The organism is Gluconobacter sp. OJA, from assembly GCF_039638325.1.
Classification (GTDB): Bacteria; Pseudomonadota; Alphaproteobacteria; order Acetobacterales; family Acetobacteraceae; genus Gluconobacter; species Gluconobacter cerinus.
In genome coordinates this window covers 345,356-362,329 of the sequence record NZ_JBDIWI010000001.1, presented here as the reverse complement: position 1 = coordinate 362,329, position 16,974 = coordinate 345,356, and the positions used below count along the sequence as shown (strand labels likewise).

The following is a 16,974-nucleotide window of genomic DNA, read 5'->3' as shown; positions in this document are numbered from 1 at the left end:
GATATATGTCTCAGGCTCATTCAAATAAACATATTGAATTGATTGCCACGCTTTAGGGCAAAATCAGGATACTTGATGCTCATAAATTGCACAAAAATGTACGGACATGCTGCTTTGATTGAGCAGAATCCACCAACCCGCATCATTGAAGGCGCCATATGGTTGCCCCGTTCAAGATACAGAGATGCAAAAGGCCTCTATGAGCCTTCCGGTCGGGTTGTCACTGAGTCCCTGACATTCCGCGGCTTTCCAGAACCCCATACTCCTCTTGGGAGACTGTATACTTTGGAAACCGGAGCTGATCTTCCAAAAATCAGCAGGGATTTTCACTATATTCATCTAGGGCACGTCAACCGGCACTATGGTCATTTCCTTATAGGAGCCGTCGCGCGCCTTTGGAACCTGTCATCTGGAAACCGCTCGCGCCTGCGCCTGGTTTTTGATGAAGACTACACTGTTGAGGACATGTTTGCGGTTCCTCACATTCGAATCCTTTGGGACGCCCTGGGTTTGAAAGAGGAAAATTTTGTCAGATTTCCTCACGGGGCAGTCTTTGAGTCCATTGAAGTTCCCGGCCTCGCGTTCGAGGAAAACAGCCATATCCACAGAACCTATCAAGATCTGATGAACTGGCTGGGATCAGTCCTGGTGCCAACGCCTGTCAAACAATGCCCAGATAGGATGATTTATTTCACTAAGCACCATTTACAATCTGGTATCCGACGCATCGAACAGGAAGAAGAGCTTACACATCATCTGGCCGCTTACGGAGTAGAAATTGTAGCCCCCGAAAACCTCACGTTAGTTGAGCAAATTCGCCTGTGGAAAGAAGGGGGAGTGTTTATGGGGTTTAGTGGCTCATCCCTGCACACAGGCATCTTCCATCAGAAGAACCGGATTCTTTCCCTTTGCCACACAGACGAAGCCCCATCCAATCAGGTTTTAATTGATAAGGTCACGAACTCCCGAAGCCTTTATCTTCATGACCCCGAACTTCTTGAAAACGGTCATGGGATTAATGGGTTCCGGGCGAGTGTCGTCTGTCATAACCCGCGGCTTCTGGCACAGCGCATAATCCAGGCGGCCAAAATGCTATAACCAAAAACCGATATTTTTATTTCAGAGCAAACCCCAGACGGTTGAGCACAGCCTTCATGACATGGCGGCCGCTCAACCCGTGGTAGCTATCCACACGACTTGCCACGGTTTCAGACCATGCTCGCGGTGCGAGGCCCTGCTCCTGCTGATAGGCATCAGCAACGCGGTCATAGGCGGCAACACCTTCGGCTTCATTTGCGGAAGTGTAGCGTCCACGGTGCACAACGATATCCTGCCCCAGACGCGGCTTGTAACCGTTCTGAGCCGACGGATCAGGACGTCCCACACAGAGACCAACAACCGCAACGGTTTTGGGCGGAAGGTTTAGCAGCCTGGCAACGTCTTCCGGATGATTTCGCAAGCCACCGATATAAACGGTCCCAAGCCCCATGGACTCAAACGCCGTCACAGCATTCTGGGCAGCGATACCGACATCGAGCGTGCTCATGAGGAAGATCTCCTCATAATCCAGCGCTTCACTCCCCTTGCCTGCCCGTTCCGCAATCCGTTCCAGACGCGCCAGATCGACGATCCACGCCAGAAACAACGGTGCAACTTCGATGTGCTTCTGATTACCGCAGAGTTCGGCAAGCTTTGCCCGTGTCTCCGGATTTTCAACCACAACAACGGACCATACCTGCAGATTACTGGACGTTGCCGCAGAAGAGGATGCTGCGATTCCAGCCTCCAGCGTCCCGGCTGGCAATGCATCCGGCAAATATGCGCGGACGGAATGGTGTTTCAGGAGAGTTTGAAGAACCGGATTGTCCGGCAGGTCTTTCGGGGCGTCAGTGCGATAGCGGGTCTGCCACAGGGAAGAAATGCCGGACATGGTGGTTCCTCAGTCTTCGTAAGTGATGAGCGAATTCAGCGGGACATCCAGTTTGTCACGTCCCTTGAGACCTGCAAGCTCAATCAACACACTGGCACCCACAACTTCTGCACCAACCTTGCGCAGGAGGTCGATGGAGGCAGCGAGCGTGCCGCCCGTGGCCAACAGATCATCGAGAACAACGACGCGTTGGCCCGGCTTGATAGCATCAGCCTGAATATGGAGTTCGTCCTCGCCATATTCGAGACCATACTTCAGGGAGATTGTCTCACCTGGCAGCTTGCCCGGCTTGCGCAACATGGTGAAGCCGCAGCCGAGGCGCTGTGCCAGAGGCGCTGCTGTCAGGAAGCCGCGGCTTTCGATGCCAGCCAGCAGGTCCGGCTGCCAGGCAGAGATGATACGTGCCAGACGACCCGTTGCAACCTGCCAGGCTTCGGCAGAGCGGATCAGCGTGGAAATATCGTAAAACAGGATACCCGGCTTCGGAAAATCGGGAACCTCACGGATGTAGTCCTTGAGGTTGAGCGGCTGGGGTTCCTGAAACGACATGGCGACACTGCTTTCTTCTGGGCGTGGCAAACAGCGGGCCATGTAGGGGACTCTTCCCTTACAACTCAAGCCCGGATTGCGTTCCGGGCCTGATCGATGGCTTCAAGCAGCGCATTCCTGCGAAACGGCTTTGGCAGAACAGCCACGCTTTCCCCCATCAGTTGCCCCTCCTCGAAGTCTCCTGACATGAGAACCACGGCAAGGCTGGCATTCTGTTCCCGCAGTTTCCGGGCCAGCAGCAGACCATTGAGCACACCTGGAAGATTGTAGTCAGTCACCAGCAGGTCTGCGGACCCGTCCCATGCCAAGGCACTTTCAGCATCCTCAACCAGATGAACGTCCCATCCTTCCCGCGTCAGAACCGTCTTTACCACGAGGGCCACGGCCACATCGTCTTCAACAAGAAGTACCTGCATCACTCTCAACTCCTTCAGGGCGCTGATGATGGCAGTCTGGGCCTCAGCAGAGCAAACACGGTTGCCGCGCAGAAGGCGAACACCAGAAAGCCCGCAAATGGAATGGCCGTCCCGGGGGACATCAGACCGAACAGCGCACTTGCTACCGCTCCGAACAGGTACTGCATTGTTCCTGCCAGAGCAGAAGCCGAGCCTGCACGTTCGGACTGTTCGGACAGAATGCCAACCATTGAATTGGGTCCAATGATGCCTGTTGGCGCCATTGTGATGACAAGCGAGATGATCAGCGGCCAGAGGAAGAAGGATCGAAGCTGTCCGCCCGCAGTCAGATCAACAGCGGAGATGACGGCCAGCGCCAGGAAAAGGATACTGCCTGTCAGGCTGATCCCCAGCGCACTGAAAAGCATGTGCGTCGTACTGACCTTCCCCACCACAAGCCCATTGATGGCGGAAGCCCCGATCATACAGACCGCGAACAGACCAAACAGCATTCCGTAATGGAACGGAGACATGCCGAAGCGCTCTTCGAACAGCGTGGGAGCGCCTGTCAGATAGGTGAAAGTTACGAAGCCCAGAAAGCTCCAGACGAGGCCATTCGTGATGAAGCTTCGTGTTCGCAGAATATAGATATAGCGTTCGATGATGGAGAGAGGCCGCATGTCCCGGCGCTCCTGCGTAGGGAGCGTTTCCGGGAATACAGTCAGGAGCATCAAGGTACAGAGCCCGCCGTACACGGCCGTGGCCCAGAAAATGACCCGCCAGTCCACAAACTTCAGCGCAAAGCCACCCAGCATGGGCGCGAGAATCGGGACAACACCTTGTACAACGATCAGGCGCGACATGAGGCGGGATGCTTCATCACCTTCCGTCAGATCCCGAAGGCATGCATTGGGAATCACCAGTCCGGCCGAGGCCATCAGAGCTGAAAAAACCCGACAGATGCACATGATGGTCATGGTCGGGGCCAGTGCACAGCCGATCTCGCCGATTGTGTAGCCGATCATGCCAATCAGCAGCGGCAGCCGTCGGCCGAACCTGTCTGACACCGGGCCAATCGTGATCTGACCAATGGCCAGTCCGATAACCCAGGCAGCCATGGTGATGCTGCCTGAACCGGGAGCAGAATGAAGCTGGCGTTCCATTTCAGGGAGGGCCGGGAGATAGATATCTGTGGAGACAGGTCCGACTGCCGTGAAGATACCCAGCATAAGCGGCAACCATCCCGGAATGGTATCTCCACGCCGGAACGCCATGCTCTGTTCTGTCATTCGTTTCTGCCTGTGAAAAAGCAATGTTCAGAAGATGAGAAAGGATCCGTCCCTCACGAACGGATCAAACCAGTGAATCGTTCAGAACGAGATGTTCGAACGGTTATTCATCTGCCTGACGCAGGAGCAATGCTCCCAGAACGCCAGAAACCACAAACAGGCCACCCGCGAGACCAAGCTGGATCATATGACCAATACGTGTGCCAGCCCCTACCAGAACAAACACCAGGTTCTGAGGCAAACCGCCAAGGCAGGTTGCCAACGCAAAGGCTGGAAGCGGAAGTTCAAATAATCCGGCTGCCATGGAGACCAGCAGAGCAGACCCAACAGGCATAAGCCGCAAGGTCAGAACAGCACGGAAGGGTTTGCGATGAAGGATTCTTGCCAGCGCTGCATAATTCCTTTGCAGGCGGTCATGCAACCTTTGTCGAAATTTTACCGGTGCAAGCACTCTGGCCCAGCCATAAGCCGCCATCGCACCCAGCATATACGCCAGAGAACACAGGCCCAGCCCACCCCAGACTCCAAACGCCAGCCCCGCGGCAATGCACAAAGCCTGACGAGGCAGACCGCAGGCACAATACGGAATGGCCAGTAGCAGGAACCAGACCGCTGCATAGGGAGTCTCGTGCCAATGCGGCGCGTTTTCCAGCAGACGATGAATGAAGGGCAACCGCTGCAACAGCGCCACACACAACAACATCGCACCAATCGTCAAAGCAGCACGCCACGGCACAAGCTGACGAAATGTTCGCCGCAGTTCGGGATCAGGAGGGGAAGAGATCGGGCTACCCATCTCCGCCGGATACCAGCGGAAACGGCACGCGGCTATGGCACGAGCAGATTTTGAAAAAGAAACTCTTGCAGATATATCTTAAGATACTATATCGTACGACATATCGAATGAAGGAAAACAGAATGTTCAAACATGATACCCATCGCGCTGAGCGCGGTTTCTCAAGGTTCTCCCGGGGTTTTGGCTACGGCGGACACAAGCATCGCAAGGGCGGTCAAAGCCGCAGCGACGCATCAACCAGCGAAGGAGAAAAAATGCAGGATCGTCCGGACTTCCATGAAGGCGGATTTCGTCCAGAGCGTGGCGAACACGCAGGGCGCCGATTTGGTGGCCGGGGTGGAGAAGGCCGTGGCGGACGCGGCTTTGGTGGTCGGGGATCACGCGGTGGCGGCCGGTTCGGTGGCGGCGGCTTTGGTGACGACACTTTCGGACGTGGTCGCAAACTGACAGCTGAGGAACTTCAGATTGTCATTGAAGCCCTTCTCCAAGATCAGCCTGCGCATGGCTACGAGCTGATCCGCCGCCTCGAAGAGCACTCCGGTGGCTTCTACAAGCCAAGTCCTGGCGTCATTTACCCTTCCCTCACCTATCTTGAAGAGGCTGGCCTGACCGCTGTCACACAGGAAGGCAACCGTAAGCTTTACAGCCTCACGAATGAGGGACGCACCCATTATGAAGCGAACCGGGAGACGGCGAATCGTATTCTCGAGGTCCTCGCCCGGATTGGTGCCCGGATGTCGGAAGTTCGGGATGCCTTCAGTGGAGTGAATGATCTTGATCCAAGCCTGGGTCAGGACCTGCATGAGGCACGTCTGGCTCTGAAGCTGGCTCTGAAATCCCGTCGCGGAGCGAATGCAGAGGAACTGCGCCGGGTGGTGCAGATCCTGCGGCAGGCTGCAGCCGACATCAGCGGTGAAACACCAGAAGACAAGCCATCCGCCGACTGAAGATCACGCCTCTTCGTCTATGAGAATGAATGGAGTAAAGGGTGGTCATGATTGTTCAGGACCACCCTTACTTCTGCAATATGCCCGAAGACATGCAGTACTATCGGCCTGAGGTCTTTCCAGCCGGTTTCATTGAAAAATCAATGATCTTTGCGCTTCCTGACCGGCTTAAGAAATTCCGGCGCAATCTGTGGCACGTCCGGCGCAATCCTGGGGAAGATGCGGTTTATATGCCGCTGTTCCGGGTGGACTGTATTTTAGAGTCAGAGCCTCGCCCTGCAGGGTTGCAGGGACCGCTGGATATTTATCCATTCTATACCCGCACGACAAAGACCCGCAGCCGTGAGCTGGACTACTATGTCCTGTTCATTTTTCGCGAAAAACTGTCATTCATGCGGTGCCAAGAACTCGTCGGAAAAGGTTAAGCACTGCCCCACTTGATGTAGACCGTCAGGAGGCCCAATGATGACACGCTTTTCAGACCATTAATGCGGATAAGATCAATGTCCAAATCCCTGTACGCCACGATGAAAGCCCTGCCGGGCTGCCGTGAGAAGGTCCGTGACCTTCTGATTGCTTTAGCTGCCGATGTGCGCGCTGAGCCCGGCTGTGAGCGCTTCGTTGTGCACACACTGGCAGAAGACCCTGATTTTTTCCATGTGGAAGAAAGCTACCGTGATGAAGCTGCTTTCAGAACGCATATTTCCAACGAGCACGGCCGCGTCTTCAACAAGGCCATAGAAACACTGGTTGAAGACGGCGGCTCGAAAGTTGTGTTTCTCGATACGGTAATCTGAACAAACGTCAGATCAGGCCCTTTGCGCGAATCAGCGCAAAGGCAGCCAGAGACACCATGCATTTAAGTTCGCCACGGGCGATCAGGTCTTCAAATTCGCCCAGCGTCATGTCCTGCGTCGTGATGTCCTGCTCGGTGTCTTCCAGCTCGGCTTCACCGCGCGTGAGGTTACGCGCCAGAAAGACGTGGCCTTTCTGGTTCGAATATCCGGCCCCCTGATACATCGTTCCCACATGGATCATCTCGCCAGCGCGCAGGCCCGTTTCCTCGCGGAGTTCACCAAGAGCAAGCTCGACAGGATCGACGTTCTCCTTCGTCTCCCACATTCCCATTGGCAGTTCGAGCAGGCGCTCCCCAACCGGGTACCGAAACTGCTGGATCAGGGTCACGCGGCCATCAGCATGCATGGGCAGGATCACCACGAACTCTCCACGCTCGACAATGCCATAAAGGCCTTTCTTGCCGTTAGGATGAATGATGATGTCCTCTCGCAGGGCCGTCCACGGATTACTGTAAGCCAGACGGGTTGAGACTGTCTGGAAACCAGCGGCGCGACGGGCGTCTTCGATGCTCATGGACTGATCCGATCTTGTTTCGTTCCTGTTGATCGGCGACACTGTACAGATGGAGTCCCGCCGGATCGTGCATATCGACATGGACGCTTTTTATGCGTCTGTCGAACAGCGAGATAACCCGTCCTTACGTGGCCGCCCCCTCGCGGTTGGACGGGGCGAGGCCCGTGGCGTTGTTGCCGCTGCCAGTTATGAAGCGCGTCCTTTTGGTGTGCGCTCTGCAATGCCGTCCCTGAAAGCCAAGCGCCTTTGTCCGGACCTTGTATTCGTACCGTCCAGGTTTGACGTCTATCGTGCTGTTTCCACGCAGATCCACGAGATCTTTGCCCGATATACGCCCCTCATCCAGCCTCTTTCCCTTGATGAGGCCTATCTGGATCTCACAGATTATCTGGGCGCTTATGGTTCGGCCACGTTGGTTGCGGAGCGCATTCGTGCGGACATCCGCAAAGAAACCGGCCTTACAGCTTCCGCTGGGGTTTCTTACAACCGGTTTCTGGCCAAACTGGCGTCTGATTACCGCAAACCTGATGGGCTTTTTGTCATCACGCCGCGAATGGGACCGGATTTTGTGCTGAATTTGTCCGTAGACCAGTTCCATGGAATTGGCCCGGCAACTGCTCGAAAAATGAATGCTCTGGGCATTAAAACCGGCGCGGACCTCCGGAAAATAGATTTGCTCACGCTCACACGCCACTTTGGAAAGGCCGCTTCCTTTTATCATGGTATTTCCCGCGGGATTGATGACCGCCCCGTCGTGGTTAATCGCGAGCGCAAGTCTTTGGGAACGGAACAGACCTATCTGACAGACCTGCGAGATGAAGCCGCCGCACGCAATGCTCTTGGAATGATTGCCACCAAACTTTGGCTACAGGCCCAGGGTAAACAGATCACAGGCCGAACCATAACTCTCAAGGTCAAATACTCAGATTTTCGTCAAATTACCCGTGCCCGCAGTCTGCCTGTCTCTGTTGGATCCGAGGCCCTTCTGGCCGAAGTTGGGCAGTCTCTCCTGACGCCGCTTTTTCCTTTAGTGCCCGGCGTGCGTCTTCTCGGCCTCACGCTATCCGCTCTCGCGGGATCAACGCTGGAGATACCGGACGAGAGTTCACAGATGCAGCTTGCTTTCGATCAGCCAGAAACGGCGCTCCCCGAAAATCGACAGGTTTTTCGCTCACTTTCTCTCTTTTGAGCGTTGTTAGGACGCATAGAGGCAGGTCACGCCTCATGGTTGTCCTTACAGGAGTTGAAATTTTATGGTTCCGTTCCGCCTGCCAGCCCTGCTCTCGACTGGCGCAATTGCTGCCATTGCAGCCCTCTCTCTTGGAGGCTGCACGTCCGGGATGTCGGCTGCCCAGAATCCGGAAACGCAGGCAGCGGCAACATCTGCTGCAACTGCCGCAGCCCAGAGCACAGCTTCACAGTTAACCGGAGGCCTGACGGGCGCCCTTGGGCTGCCCAATCTCTCCTCCACCTCCACCAGCAATCTGGCCGGCGTGCTGAACTATTGCGTGACGAACAACCTGGCTACGGGGACGAATGCTACGGGTCTTCTCTCCACTGCCACACAGGCAGCAGGCGTGACCAACAGCCCGGCATACAGTGCTGGCCAGCAGGGCATTCTTCAGGCCGTCAGCAACCAGACGAATACGTCCCAGCAATACTCCCTGTCCTCATTGGCAGAGCCGTTGCGCCAGAAAGTATGCTCAGCGGTTTCAAGCCGCCTGCAGAACATGCTTTAAGGCCACCTTCTCTCGGGATGTTCATTCCCGAGAGATCACATACTGTTGTTTTTTGGACCTGAGGGGTCCATTGACCGTGACGGATCGTTCAAACTGTCCTATGCCAGACAGGACGTAACCAGTTAGTTACTTAGAGAAACAGGAGATTGAAGGCATGACTGCGGAAGAAACGCCGGTGAGTTCACCGACGAAGCGGGTTCTTACCGTCGTTCTGTTCAATCTTCTGGTTTACATCGTTATCGGGCTTCCGAATGCCGTCCTGACGATCTTTGTGCACCATACGCTGGGCTACAGCACGACGATCGCTGGTCTGGCCTTCTCCCTGCAATATCTTGCGACATTTGCAGCGCGCCCTTCTGCTGGTCGGCTGGTAGATAGCATAGGCCCCAAACCGGTTGTTTTAGGCGGATTGGTGACATGCCTCATATCAGGCCTGCTGATGATCGGTGCGGGGTGGTCGGGCGAAACACCAGCCGTTTCCCTTGGAATTTTGCTCTTAAGTCGTCTGTTTCTAGGTTGGGCAGAAAGCTGGGCCGCCACGGGCGTTATTGTCTGGAATATTCGCCGGGCCGGAGCTGAAAACACAGCTATTGCCATTTCGTGGAACGGTATCTGTTCTTATGGAGGCATTGCTCTTGGTGCACCGATTGGCGCCAAGCTCTCACAGCTTCCTCATCCTTATGGCGGCATTGTCTCGGTCGGTATCCTGTCCGTTATTCTTCCGCTCTTTGGTCTTGCCCTGATCGGCTTTTACAAGGGCATCAAGCCTCTTCCCTCCACGGAAAAGCCCGTTCCCTTCACGCGCGCGCTTCGTCTGGTTCTGCCGCATGGCATGGCGCTGGCGGCTGGCTCCATCGGATTCGGTGCCATCTCATCCTTTCTTGCTTTGTATTATGCCGTTCTGCACTGGGAGGGCGCTGCAACAGCCCTGTCCGTCTTCGGTATCGTATTCGTTGTTATCCGGTTCTTTTTCGCCTCACAGATTGCCCGGCGTGGCGGCGTCTTCGTGGCGATCGTCTCTCTGCTGATCGAAGCTGTCGGGCTGGCCTGTCTGGCAATTTTCCCCTCACAAGGGGCTGCTCTGATCGGTGCGGCGTTGACTGGCGCAGGTTTCTCCCTGCTGTTCCCTGCGCTTGGTGTTCTGGCCGTCAACAGTGCTGGCCCACAGAACCGCGGGGCCGCTTTGGGCGCCTATTCGATCTTCATTGATCTGGCGATTGCATGTTCGGGTCTTGTGCTCGGGCAGGTCATCGAGTTTGCTGGCTACAAGACCATGTTCGGCACGACTGCGGTGTGCTGTCTGGTCGGTGTGCTCATCAGCCGTTCGCTTGGGCGGAAGCCTGCCGTCTAAGCGTTCTGCCCGCTTCCTTACAGGACCTGCTTCCCATGACCATTCGTTCCTGCGCTGTTTTCTGCGGCTCCCGCTTCGGCAACTCCCCTGTGTATGCAGAAGGTGCATCCGAACTTGGAACAGCTCTGGCCCAGAACGGAATTACGCTTGTTTACGGCGGTGGTCATGTGGGTCTGATGGGTACCGTCGCGGATGCCGCCCTGACTGCGGGAGGGCAGGTTATCGGCGTTATTCCTGGGTTCCTGCATGATCGCGAAGTCATGCATAAAGGCGTGACAGAGCTTGAAGTGACACCCAACATGCATAGCCGCAAAGCCCGCATGTTCGAGCTTTCAGATGCGTATGCCATCATCCCAGGCGGATTCGGCACCTTTGATGAGTTGATGGAAATTCTGACCTGGAAGCAGCTCGGTCTGCACCAGGACCCGATTTACATCGTCAATATTGGTGGCTGGGCAAAATCGCTTGTCCGCACCCTGACCGATGCCGTTGAGCAGGGCTTTGCCTCCCCCAACACGCTCAAGCTGTTCACCGTTGTGGAAGATGTTCCCGCGCTGATGAACCATCTGCGCGAAAACGTTCCTGCCTGAAAATCAGGCTGTCAGCGTCTTTTCAAAGGCGCTGACAATCTTCTCGATCATGGCCTGATCTTCCGCATCGAAGCGGTTCTTCACAGGGCTATCAATATCCAGAACTCCGATCAGGTTTCCATCATGCAGGATGGGAACCACGATTTCGGAAGCCGAGGCAGCATCACAGGCAATATGCCCTGGAAACGCATGCACATCCGGGACAACAAGCGTGGTTTTCTGCTGGGCAACAGTTCCACAGACGCCTTTCCCAAGCGGAATGCGCGTGCAGGCCAGACGCCCCTGAAACGGGCCAAGGACCAGCTGATCATCCTTGAAAAGATAGAATCCGGCCCAGTTAATGTCTGGCAAGGCCTCGAACAGCAGGGCCGCGATATTGGCCATGTTCGCAATCTGATCCGTTTCAGACGCGACAACCGATTCAACGGTTTCCACCAGATCTTCCACGGTCAGACGATGGATAGGCGCACTCATGTCGGATGATCCTGAGTTAAAATGAGATGAAACAGGACCATAAAGCCGTTGCGTGTCTCCGTCACGATGGCCACTCTGCCCTTTTCACCATTACCGGACCAGATCATGGCTAGACGTCTTTATGGAATTCCTCTGTCCGGCCATGTGCATCGCGTCCGGCTGTTCCTGTCGATCCTGAAGCTGGATTACAGCTTCGTTGAAGCCTCAATGCAGTCGCCTGAAGTGCTGAAGCTTAATCCGCTGGGCCAAATTCCGATTCTGGAAGACGGCGATATTATCCTGACAGACAGCAATGCCATTCTGGTCTATCTCGCGAAAACCTATGCATCCGACAGTTCATGGCTGCCAGAGGATGCACTCGGCGCGGCGCGAGTTCAAAAATGGTTTTCCATTGCCGCTGGCGAGTTGCGGTATGGACCGGCTATGGCGCGTGCGGCGACGCTCTGGAAGCGCCCGGATGATATTGCCCCGGCTCAGGCAAAGGCTGCGAAGCTGCTTCCCTTCATGAATGATGAACTGAAACAGCGGCCATTTCTCGTAGGTGACATGCCCACGCTCGCCGATCTGTCCTGTTACGCTTACATCAAACGCGCACCTGAGGGCGCGGTGTCTCTAGCGCCTTATTCTGCAGTTCAACAATGGCTGGAGCGTATAGAAGCGCTGCCTGACTTTATTCCCATGCCGGAAGCATCTGCTTTCGGGTTATGAATATTTTCGTTTCCCTAATGAAGCCTCTCGTTGGTGCGAGAAATATTAGAAAAAATTTATATTTAATAAAAACAGTTTCCTCATCACGTCTTCTTCTTAAAAGGGTCGGGCCTTTCGTTCGGAAGAACCATCATGAAACTGACCCCGGAAACTCTGGCCCACCTTCCAGAGACCATCCTCACCTCCCCTTATGATCGCCAGAAGGTGACTGCGGGGATTGCCCATCTCAGTGTCGGAAACTTTCACCGCGCCCATCAGGCCGTGTACACAGACCGCACACTGGCTCTGCCGGGCCAGGAAAGCTGGGGCATTGTTGGCCTTGGGCTGATGGATATGCCGTCTGAAGTGCAGAAGGCTGAAGCCCTTCAGTCTCAGGGCGGTCTTTACACATTGCGGGAATGCCCATCGGGCCGTCCGGACGTCGTAAGGGTTGTAAAATCCCTGGTGGAATACATCCACGCTCCCGCAGACCGTCTGGCAGCCCTGAAGCGCCTGACCGATCCAGCAATCCGCATCGTCACCATGACGATTACGGAAGGTGGATATTACATGGATGAGGCAGGCCACTTCATGGCTGACCATCCGACCATCGTTGCGGACCTCAAGCGTGAAGTGCCGGAAACAGCATTTGGTATCCTCACCGAGGCTCTTCGTCTGCGCCGTGAAGCCGGTGTGAATGCTTTCACAATTCTCTCTTGCGACAATGTTCCGTCGAACGGAGAGGTTGCGCGCCACGCCGTCCTGTCCTTCGCACGCCTGCGAGACGACGAACTGGCGGACTGGATTTCCCGGAACGTCTCGTTCCCGGCCTGCATGGTTGATCGTATTACCCCAGCGGTTGGACCGGCAGACATTGCTCGCCTCAATAGTGAAAGCGGCATTGAAGACCGCGCCCCACTGTTCTGCGAAGACTTCATCCAGTGGGTTGTGGAAGACAATTTCCCGGAGGGGCGCCCGGCCTGGGAGCAGGCGGGTGTGCTATTCACGAACAATGTTGAGCCATACGAACAGGTCAAGCTGCGCATGCTCAACGCGTCCCACTCCATGCTGGCCCTCCCCGCCGTCCTGATGGGGTACCGCTTCGTCAGTGAAGCCATGGAAGACGAGAACCTTTTCCGCCTCCTTCAGCAGTTTTTGGGTTTTGACTCAGAACCGCATCTGACCGCTCCTCCGGGCATCAGCCTTCCGGAATATGGGGCCCTCCTGCTCCAGCGTTTCCGCAACAAGGCTGTCAGTGATCAGCTTCTGCGCATTGCGTCGGACAGCACATCCAAACTGCCGGTCTTTATTCGCCCGACAGCCGAGATCGTGGTGAAAGACAACGGTGACATGCGCCGGATCGCGTTCCTGCTGGCGTGCTACTGCGCCTACATGAACGGCCGGGACGATACAAACGCGGACTTCCCTGTCACAGAGCCTCGTCTCAGCAAGGAAGATCGTGCCCTGGTGACGGACACCGATCCGGCGCGCGCTCTGGATATGGGCGTCTTTGCGGGCTGGGGCCTCACTGACAACCCTGCTTTTGTCCAGCTTTTCACTGACATGCGGCAGAGCCTGCAGGATCGTGGAACCGCTGCGACACTTGCGGACGTCATCACGCCAAAGGGCTGATCAAGGTGTCCTGTGCCGGTTGAGATTAACAACCGGCACAAAGCCCTTTTTTCAGACGACGTTGCGGCACGCCAGCGGGCCGCCTACAAACAGAGCCAGATGCGTTACTTGCAAACTCTCGCAGGATAGATCGTCTCATGATCATCAGAACTGACGAAAAAATCGATCTTCAAACGCCTACTGGCTCAATGCGTGTCCATATTTTTCGACCGGTTCAGGATGGCCGTTTCCCAGCTGTCATGCTATTTTCGGAAATCTATCAGGTCACGGCACCTATCGAACGATTGGGCGCCATGATTGCGGGACAGGGATATCTCGTCGCAATCCCCGAAGTGTATCATGAGTACGAGGCCGCCGGGACTGTCCTTGCCTATGACAAGGATGGAACAGATCGCGGGAATGATCTGAAATACGCCAAGCCTGTCTTGGCCTTTGACAACGACACGGCAGCCCTTGTCGAATGGCTGCAAGGCAGCAGCTTCTGCACGGGCGCCGTTGGTGCTTTCGGTGTATGCCTTGGAGGGCATCTCGCCTATCGGGCGGCTCTCCATCCGGCAGTCAAAGCAACAGCGTGTTTCTATGCCACCGACCTGCATTCAGCGACGCTTGGTGAAGGCAAGTCCGATGACTCTCTCGTGCGGGCTACAGACATCACTGGTGAACTGATGATGGTCTGGGGCCAGTCAGACCCGCACGTTCCCTATGCGGGACGGCGTATAATCCGGGACAGACTTGAGGACGCGGGCGTCAAGCTGCAGTGGCATGAAGTTAACGCTCAACACGCATTCCTGCGTGATGGAGCACCACGCTTCGATGCTGCTCTCTTCCTGCAGGCCATGAACTGGACGAATACCCTATTTCAGCGAGCTTTGACGCGAGGGTAACCAAAGGGGGGGGCTTCCGCTGCAGGAAGCCCTTCCAACGTCAGAGTTCCTCGTAAGTGGCAGGGTTCTGATCGGCGAGACGCCCATCCGCACGCGCCAGAGAGGCAATTTTCGTCATATCGTCTTCTGTCAGGGCAAAGTCGAAAATGGACCTGTTCTTAATCTGGCGCTCAGGCGTGGCAGACTTGGGAATGGGCACAGAACCAAGCTGGTGATGCCAGCGGAGAATAACCTGCCCGACTTCCTTGCCTAACCGCTCAGCAATTGTTTTCAACAGCGGATTTGTCAGAAGGTCACTTGCGCGCCCCAAGGGGCTCCAGGCCTGCGTAATGATCCCGTGATCATGATTCCACTTCCGCATATCGTCCTGTGGTAAATAGGGATGCAGTTCAATCTGGTTGATCGACGGAAGAACGCCTGTTTCGGCTTTCAGCCGCTCAAGATGTTCTGGCAGAAAATTGCATACGGCAATTGATCGGATATAGCCGCGCTTCTTTGCCTCAATCAGGGCTTTCCAGGCTTCAACGTACTTGCCCTGCTTCGGGTTAGGCCAGTGAATGTAATACAGGTCAAAGTAATCAAGCTGCGTGCGATAGAGGGACTCCTCGATCGTTGTCAGCGCAGCATCATAGTCATGATGGCGGCCTGGTAGCTTTGAGGCGACGCGCAGTTCTTCCCGGGGGCGGCCGCTCTCACGCACGGCGCGGCCAACTGCACCTTCATTCTCATAATTGAACGCACTGTCCAGCGCATCATAGCCCACGTTGAGGGCACTGTTCATGGCTTCAACGCCCGCAGCGCCGTTCAGCTTATAGGTTCCGAACGTGATCGCCGGAATGGTTGTGCCGTCATTCAGCGTGACTGTCGGAATCGTCATTCTCTGCTTCTCCTGACTCTGCCGCATTCAATCCCTGGGGAATTTATCAAATGCCTAAGGAAGACTTTCGGGTTTGACGTATTACGCCCGACAGAGAGGAAGCGTTTCATAACGGATGGCTTCAGACGCACGAGACATAAAAAAAGCGGTGAGCCGAAATGGCTCACCGCTTGCATCAAAAGAAGCCTGAACAGTCTTCAGTCTGAAACGCGTTCGATATCAGCACCACATGCTGCGAGCTTGCGATCTACGCCCTCATACCCACGATCCAGATGGTAAATCCGGCTGAGCTGCGTCTCGCCTTCAGCAGCAAGTCCAGCCAGGATGAGCGAGAAAGACGCCCGAAGATCAGTTGCCATGACCGGAGCACCGGACAGCTTCGGAACGCCACGGATAATTGCCGAGCGACCATGCGGATTGATGCGCGCACCCATCCGGTTCAGCTCAGGAACATGCATGAAACGATTTTCGAAAATCGTCTCGGTAATCATGGACGCACCATCCGCGACAGAGAGCATCGCCATGAACTGGGCCTGCATGTCCGTCGGGAAACCCGGATATGGCTCCGTCATGATGTCCACGCCTGTCAGCTTGCCCGTGCGACGGACGCGCAGACCACGCGGATCTTCCTCAACTTCAACACCCGTTTCCTGCAGGGTTCGGATTACAGCCCCCAGATCATCGGCACGACCACCGACGAGCAGAAGGTCACCGCCCGTGATGCCCGCAGCGCAAGCATAGGTGCCGCACTCGATACGATCTGGCATGACCGCATAGTTGGCGCCATGCAGGCGCTCTACGCCTTCAATGATCAGTGTACCGGAACCTTCACCCGTAATCTGTGCGCCCATCGCGTTGAGGCAGTGCACCAGATCACTGATCTCGGGCTCACGCGCTGCGTTGACGATTTCGGTGCGGCCTTTGGCGAGCGTGGACGCCATCAGCAGGTTTTCTGTCGCACCAACGCTGGCGAACGGCAGGATAATCCGGTCGCCCTTTAGGCCTTCGGGCGCACGGGCATTGATATATCCGTTCTCAAGGCGAATTTCAGCACCCAGAGCTTCAAGCCCTTTGAGGTGCATGTCCACAGGGCGCGTGCCAATAGCGCAGCCACCCGGGAGCGAAACCTTGGCTTCACGGGCACGCGCCAGAAGCGGGCCAAGAACAAGAATGGAAGCGCGCATCTTGGAAACGATGTCGTACGGGGCTTCCACCGATCCGATTTCGCCTCCGATAGAGAGGGTGCGCTCACCCACAGCCTCGACGGCGATGCCCAGCCCCTTGAGAAGATCGCGCATCGTTTTGATGTCAGCAATCTGCGGAACGTTGGACAGCACCAGACGATCAGAGGTCAGCAGGCCTGCGACCATGAGCTTGAGGCCGGAGTTCTTTGCGCCCCCGATCTCGATTTCGCCCGTCAGGCGATGGCCACCACGAATAATGAAACGGTCCATGAGTGATGC

The 16,974-nt window shown here is 55.7% G+C and carries 20 protein-coding genes; 11 read left to right on the top strand and 9 right to left on the bottom strand.

What is annotated here, in order from left to right:
- The first annotated feature begins 114 nt into the window (after positions 1-114).
- The gene (locus ABDK75_RS01690; RefSeq protein WP_339406403.1) at positions 115-1,098 is read left to right on the top strand and encodes a glycosyltransferase 61 family protein; all 984 of its coding nucleotides are present in this window, start codon (positions 115-117) and stop codon (positions 1,096-1,098) included.
- A gap of 16 nt (positions 1,099-1,114) precedes the next feature.
- Here ABDK75_RS01690 and ABDK75_RS01685 read toward each other — a convergent pair whose 3' ends face one another.
- From ABDK75_RS01685 to ABDK75_RS01665, 5 genes are all read right to left on the bottom strand, one after another.
- Entirely contained in the window at positions 1,115-1,930 is an 816-nt protein-coding gene (locus tag ABDK75_RS01685; RefSeq protein WP_346004797.1) for an NADPH-dependent oxidoreductase, read from the bottom strand.
- A 9-nt stretch (positions 1,931-1,939) separates the two neighbouring features.
- The gene (locus tag ABDK75_RS01680) at positions 1,940-2,479 is read right to left on the bottom strand and encodes an adenine phosphoribosyltransferase (RefSeq protein WP_046900606.1); all 540 of its coding nucleotides are present in this window, start codon (positions 2,477-2,479) and stop codon (positions 1,940-1,942) included.
- 65 nt (positions 2,480-2,544) lie between these two features.
- Positions 2,545-2,895, bottom strand: a complete 351-nt coding sequence (locus ABDK75_RS01675) for a response regulator (RefSeq protein ID WP_064275635.1) — start codon at positions 2,893-2,895, stop codon at positions 2,545-2,547.
- 14 nt (positions 2,896-2,909) lie between these two features.
- Positions 2,910-4,163, bottom strand: coding sequence for a multidrug effflux MFS transporter (locus ABDK75_RS01670; protein WP_064275636.1), 1,254 nt, complete (start codon positions 4,161-4,163; stop codon positions 2,910-2,912).
- Between the two features lie 103 nt (positions 4,164-4,266).
- Positions 4,267-4,959 carry a TVP38/TMEM64 family protein gene (locus ABDK75_RS01665; RefSeq protein WP_046900603.1) on the bottom strand — a complete coding sequence of 231 codons (693 nt, stop codon included), beginning with the start codon at positions 4,957-4,959 and terminating at the stop codon, positions 4,267-4,269.
- Positions 4,960-5,081: 122 nt separating this feature from the next.
- On the opposite strand from ABDK75_RS01665, the gene ABDK75_RS01660 reads away from it, so the two are divergent.
- The 3 genes from ABDK75_RS01660 to ABDK75_RS01650 all read left to right on the top strand — a co-directional run bounded on the left by ABDK75_RS01660 (position 5,082) and on the right by ABDK75_RS01650 (position 6,703).
- Positions 5,082-5,906: a PadR family transcriptional regulator gene (locus tag ABDK75_RS01660; RefSeq protein ID WP_346004796.1), complete on the top strand. Its 825-nt coding sequence runs from the start codon at positions 5,082-5,084 to the stop codon at positions 5,904-5,906.
- A 47-nt stretch (positions 5,907-5,953) separates the two neighbouring features.
- Positions 5,954-6,331 (top strand): hypothetical protein, encoded by a 378-nt coding sequence (locus ABDK75_RS01655; RefSeq protein WP_346004795.1) that lies wholly within the window; start codon positions 5,954-5,956, stop codon positions 6,329-6,331.
- Positions 6,332-6,409: 78 nt separating this feature from the next.
- On the top strand, positions 6,410-6,703 hold the full coding sequence (locus tag ABDK75_RS01650) for a putative quinol monooxygenase (protein WP_215749920.1): 294 nt from the start codon (positions 6,410-6,412) through the stop codon (positions 6,701-6,703).
- A gap of 7 nt (positions 6,704-6,710) precedes the next feature.
- On the opposite strand, the gene ABDK75_RS01645 is transcribed toward ABDK75_RS01650, so the two are convergent.
- Positions 6,711-7,277, bottom strand: coding sequence for an NUDIX hydrolase (locus ABDK75_RS01645; RefSeq protein ID WP_211513567.1), 567 nt, complete (start codon positions 7,275-7,277; stop codon positions 6,711-6,713).
- Between the two features lie 49 nt (positions 7,278-7,326).
- Here ABDK75_RS01645 and dinB point away from each other — a divergent pair, with 49 nt between their 5' ends.
- The 4 genes from dinB (at position 7,327) to ABDK75_RS01625 (ending at position 10,957) form a co-directional block, all read left to right on the top strand.
- On the top strand, positions 7,327-8,466 hold the full coding sequence (gene dinB / locus ABDK75_RS01640; protein WP_346004794.1) for a DNA polymerase IV: 1,140 nt from the start codon (positions 7,327-7,329) through the stop codon (positions 8,464-8,466).
- A 64-nt stretch (positions 8,467-8,530) separates the two neighbouring features.
- The gene (locus ABDK75_RS01635; protein ID WP_046900597.1) at positions 8,531-9,016 is read left to right on the top strand and encodes a DUF2501 domain-containing protein; all 486 of its coding nucleotides are present in this window, start codon (positions 8,531-8,533) and stop codon (positions 9,014-9,016) included.
- A gap of 154 nt (positions 9,017-9,170) precedes the next feature.
- Entirely contained in the window at positions 9,171-10,367 is a 1,197-nt protein-coding gene (locus ABDK75_RS01630; protein ID WP_046900596.1) for an MFS transporter, read from the top strand.
- Between the two features lie 35 nt (positions 10,368-10,402).
- The gene (locus tag ABDK75_RS01625) at positions 10,403-10,957 is read left to right on the top strand and encodes a TIGR00730 family Rossman fold protein (protein WP_086633532.1); all 555 of its coding nucleotides are present in this window, start codon (positions 10,403-10,405) and stop codon (positions 10,955-10,957) included.
- A gap of 3 nt (positions 10,958-10,960) precedes the next feature.
- On the opposite strand, the gene ABDK75_RS01620 is transcribed toward ABDK75_RS01625, so the two are convergent.
- Positions 10,961-11,431 carry a GAF domain-containing protein gene (locus ABDK75_RS01620; protein WP_046900594.1) on the bottom strand — a complete coding sequence of 157 codons (471 nt, stop codon included), beginning with the start codon at positions 11,429-11,431 and terminating at the stop codon, positions 10,961-10,963.
- 105 nt (positions 11,432-11,536) lie between these two features.
- On the opposite strand from ABDK75_RS01620, the gene ABDK75_RS01615 reads away from it, so the two are divergent.
- The 3 genes from ABDK75_RS01615 (at position 11,537) to ABDK75_RS01605 (ending at position 14,634) form a co-directional block, all read left to right on the top strand.
- On the top strand, positions 11,537-12,139 hold the full coding sequence (locus tag ABDK75_RS01615) for a glutathione S-transferase N-terminal domain-containing protein (RefSeq protein WP_346004793.1): 603 nt from the start codon (positions 11,537-11,539) through the stop codon (positions 12,137-12,139).
- 132 nt (positions 12,140-12,271) lie between these two features.
- Entirely contained in the window at positions 12,272-13,750 is a 1,479-nt protein-coding gene (locus tag ABDK75_RS01610; protein ID WP_346004792.1) for a mannitol dehydrogenase family protein, read from the top strand.
- Positions 13,751-13,887: 137 nt separating this feature from the next.
- Positions 13,888-14,634, top strand: a complete 747-nt coding sequence (locus tag ABDK75_RS01605) for a dienelactone hydrolase family protein (protein ID WP_346004791.1) — start codon at positions 13,888-13,890, stop codon at positions 14,632-14,634.
- Positions 14,635-14,674: 40 nt separating this feature from the next.
- Here the strand turns inward: ABDK75_RS01605 and ABDK75_RS01600 are convergent, their stop codons facing one another.
- Positions 14,675-15,511 (bottom strand): aldo/keto reductase, encoded by an 837-nt coding sequence (locus tag ABDK75_RS01600; RefSeq protein ID WP_346004790.1) that lies wholly within the window; start codon positions 15,509-15,511, stop codon positions 14,675-14,677.
- Positions 15,512-15,708: 197 nt separating this feature from the next.
- Entirely contained in the window at positions 15,709-16,965 is a 1,257-nt protein-coding gene (gene murA / locus ABDK75_RS01595) for a UDP-N-acetylglucosamine 1-carboxyvinyltransferase (RefSeq protein ID WP_046900589.1), read from the bottom strand.
- Between the last annotated feature and the right edge of the window lie 9 nt (positions 16,966-16,974).

What these genes read in the sequence shown, in the direction of transcription:
- ABDK75_RS01685 (WP_346004797.1), bottom strand. Translation starts at nt 1,930, where the DNA reads ATGTCCGGCATTTCTTCCCTGTGGCAGACCCGCTATCGCACTGACGCC.
- ABDK75_RS01680 (WP_046900606.1), bottom strand. Translation starts at nt 2,479, where the DNA reads ATGTCGTTTCAGGAACCCCAGCCGCTCAACCTCAAGGACTACATCCGT.
- ABDK75_RS01675 (WP_064275635.1), bottom strand. Translation starts at nt 2,895, where the DNA reads ATGCAGGTACTTCTTGTTGAAGACGATGTGGCCGTGGCCCTCGTGGTA.
- ABDK75_RS01670 (WP_064275636.1), bottom strand. Translation starts at nt 4,163, where the DNA reads ATGACAGAACAGAGCATGGCGTTCCGGCGTGGAGATACCATTCCGGGA.
- ABDK75_RS01665 (WP_046900603.1), bottom strand. Translation starts at nt 4,959, where the DNA reads ATGGGTAGCCCGATCTCTTCCCCTCCTGATCCCGAACTGCGGCGAACA.
- ABDK75_RS01660 (WP_346004796.1), top strand. Translation starts at nt 5,082, where the DNA reads ATGTTCAAACATGATACCCATCGCGCTGAGCGCGGTTTCTCAAGGTTC.
- ABDK75_RS01655 (WP_346004795.1), top strand. Translation starts at nt 5,954, where the DNA reads ATGATTGTTCAGGACCACCCTTACTTCTGCAATATGCCCGAAGACATG.
- ABDK75_RS01650 (WP_215749920.1), top strand. Translation starts at nt 6,410, where the DNA reads ATGTCCAAATCCCTGTACGCCACGATGAAAGCCCTGCCGGGCTGCCGT.
- ABDK75_RS01645 (WP_211513567.1), bottom strand. Translation starts at nt 7,277, where the DNA reads ATGAGCATCGAAGACGCCCGTCGCGCCGCTGGTTTCCAGACAGTCTCA.
- dinB (WP_346004794.1), top strand. Translation starts at nt 7,327, where the DNA reads ATGGAGTCCCGCCGGATCGTGCATATCGACATGGACGCTTTTTATGCG.
- ABDK75_RS01635 (WP_046900597.1), top strand. Translation starts at nt 8,531, where the DNA reads ATGGTTCCGTTCCGCCTGCCAGCCCTGCTCTCGACTGGCGCAATTGCT.
- ABDK75_RS01630 (WP_046900596.1), top strand. Translation starts at nt 9,171, where the DNA reads ATGACTGCGGAAGAAACGCCGGTGAGTTCACCGACGAAGCGGGTTCTT.
- ABDK75_RS01625 (WP_086633532.1), top strand. Translation starts at nt 10,403, where the DNA reads ATGACCATTCGTTCCTGCGCTGTTTTCTGCGGCTCCCGCTTCGGCAAC.
- ABDK75_RS01620 (WP_046900594.1), bottom strand. Translation starts at nt 11,431, where the DNA reads ATGAGTGCGCCTATCCATCGTCTGACCGTGGAAGATCTGGTGGAAACC.
- ABDK75_RS01615 (WP_346004793.1), top strand. Translation starts at nt 11,537, where the DNA reads ATGGCTAGACGTCTTTATGGAATTCCTCTGTCCGGCCATGTGCATCGC.
- ABDK75_RS01610 (WP_346004792.1), top strand. Translation starts at nt 12,272, where the DNA reads ATGAAACTGACCCCGGAAACTCTGGCCCACCTTCCAGAGACCATCCTC.
- ABDK75_RS01605 (WP_346004791.1), top strand. Translation starts at nt 13,888, where the DNA reads ATGATCATCAGAACTGACGAAAAAATCGATCTTCAAACGCCTACTGGC.
- ABDK75_RS01600 (WP_346004790.1), bottom strand. Translation starts at nt 15,511, where the DNA reads ATGACGATTCCGACAGTCACGCTGAATGACGGCACAACCATTCCGGCG.
- murA (WP_046900589.1), bottom strand. Translation starts at nt 16,965, where the DNA reads ATGGACCGTTTCATTATTCGTGGTGGCCATCGCCTGACGGGCGAAATC.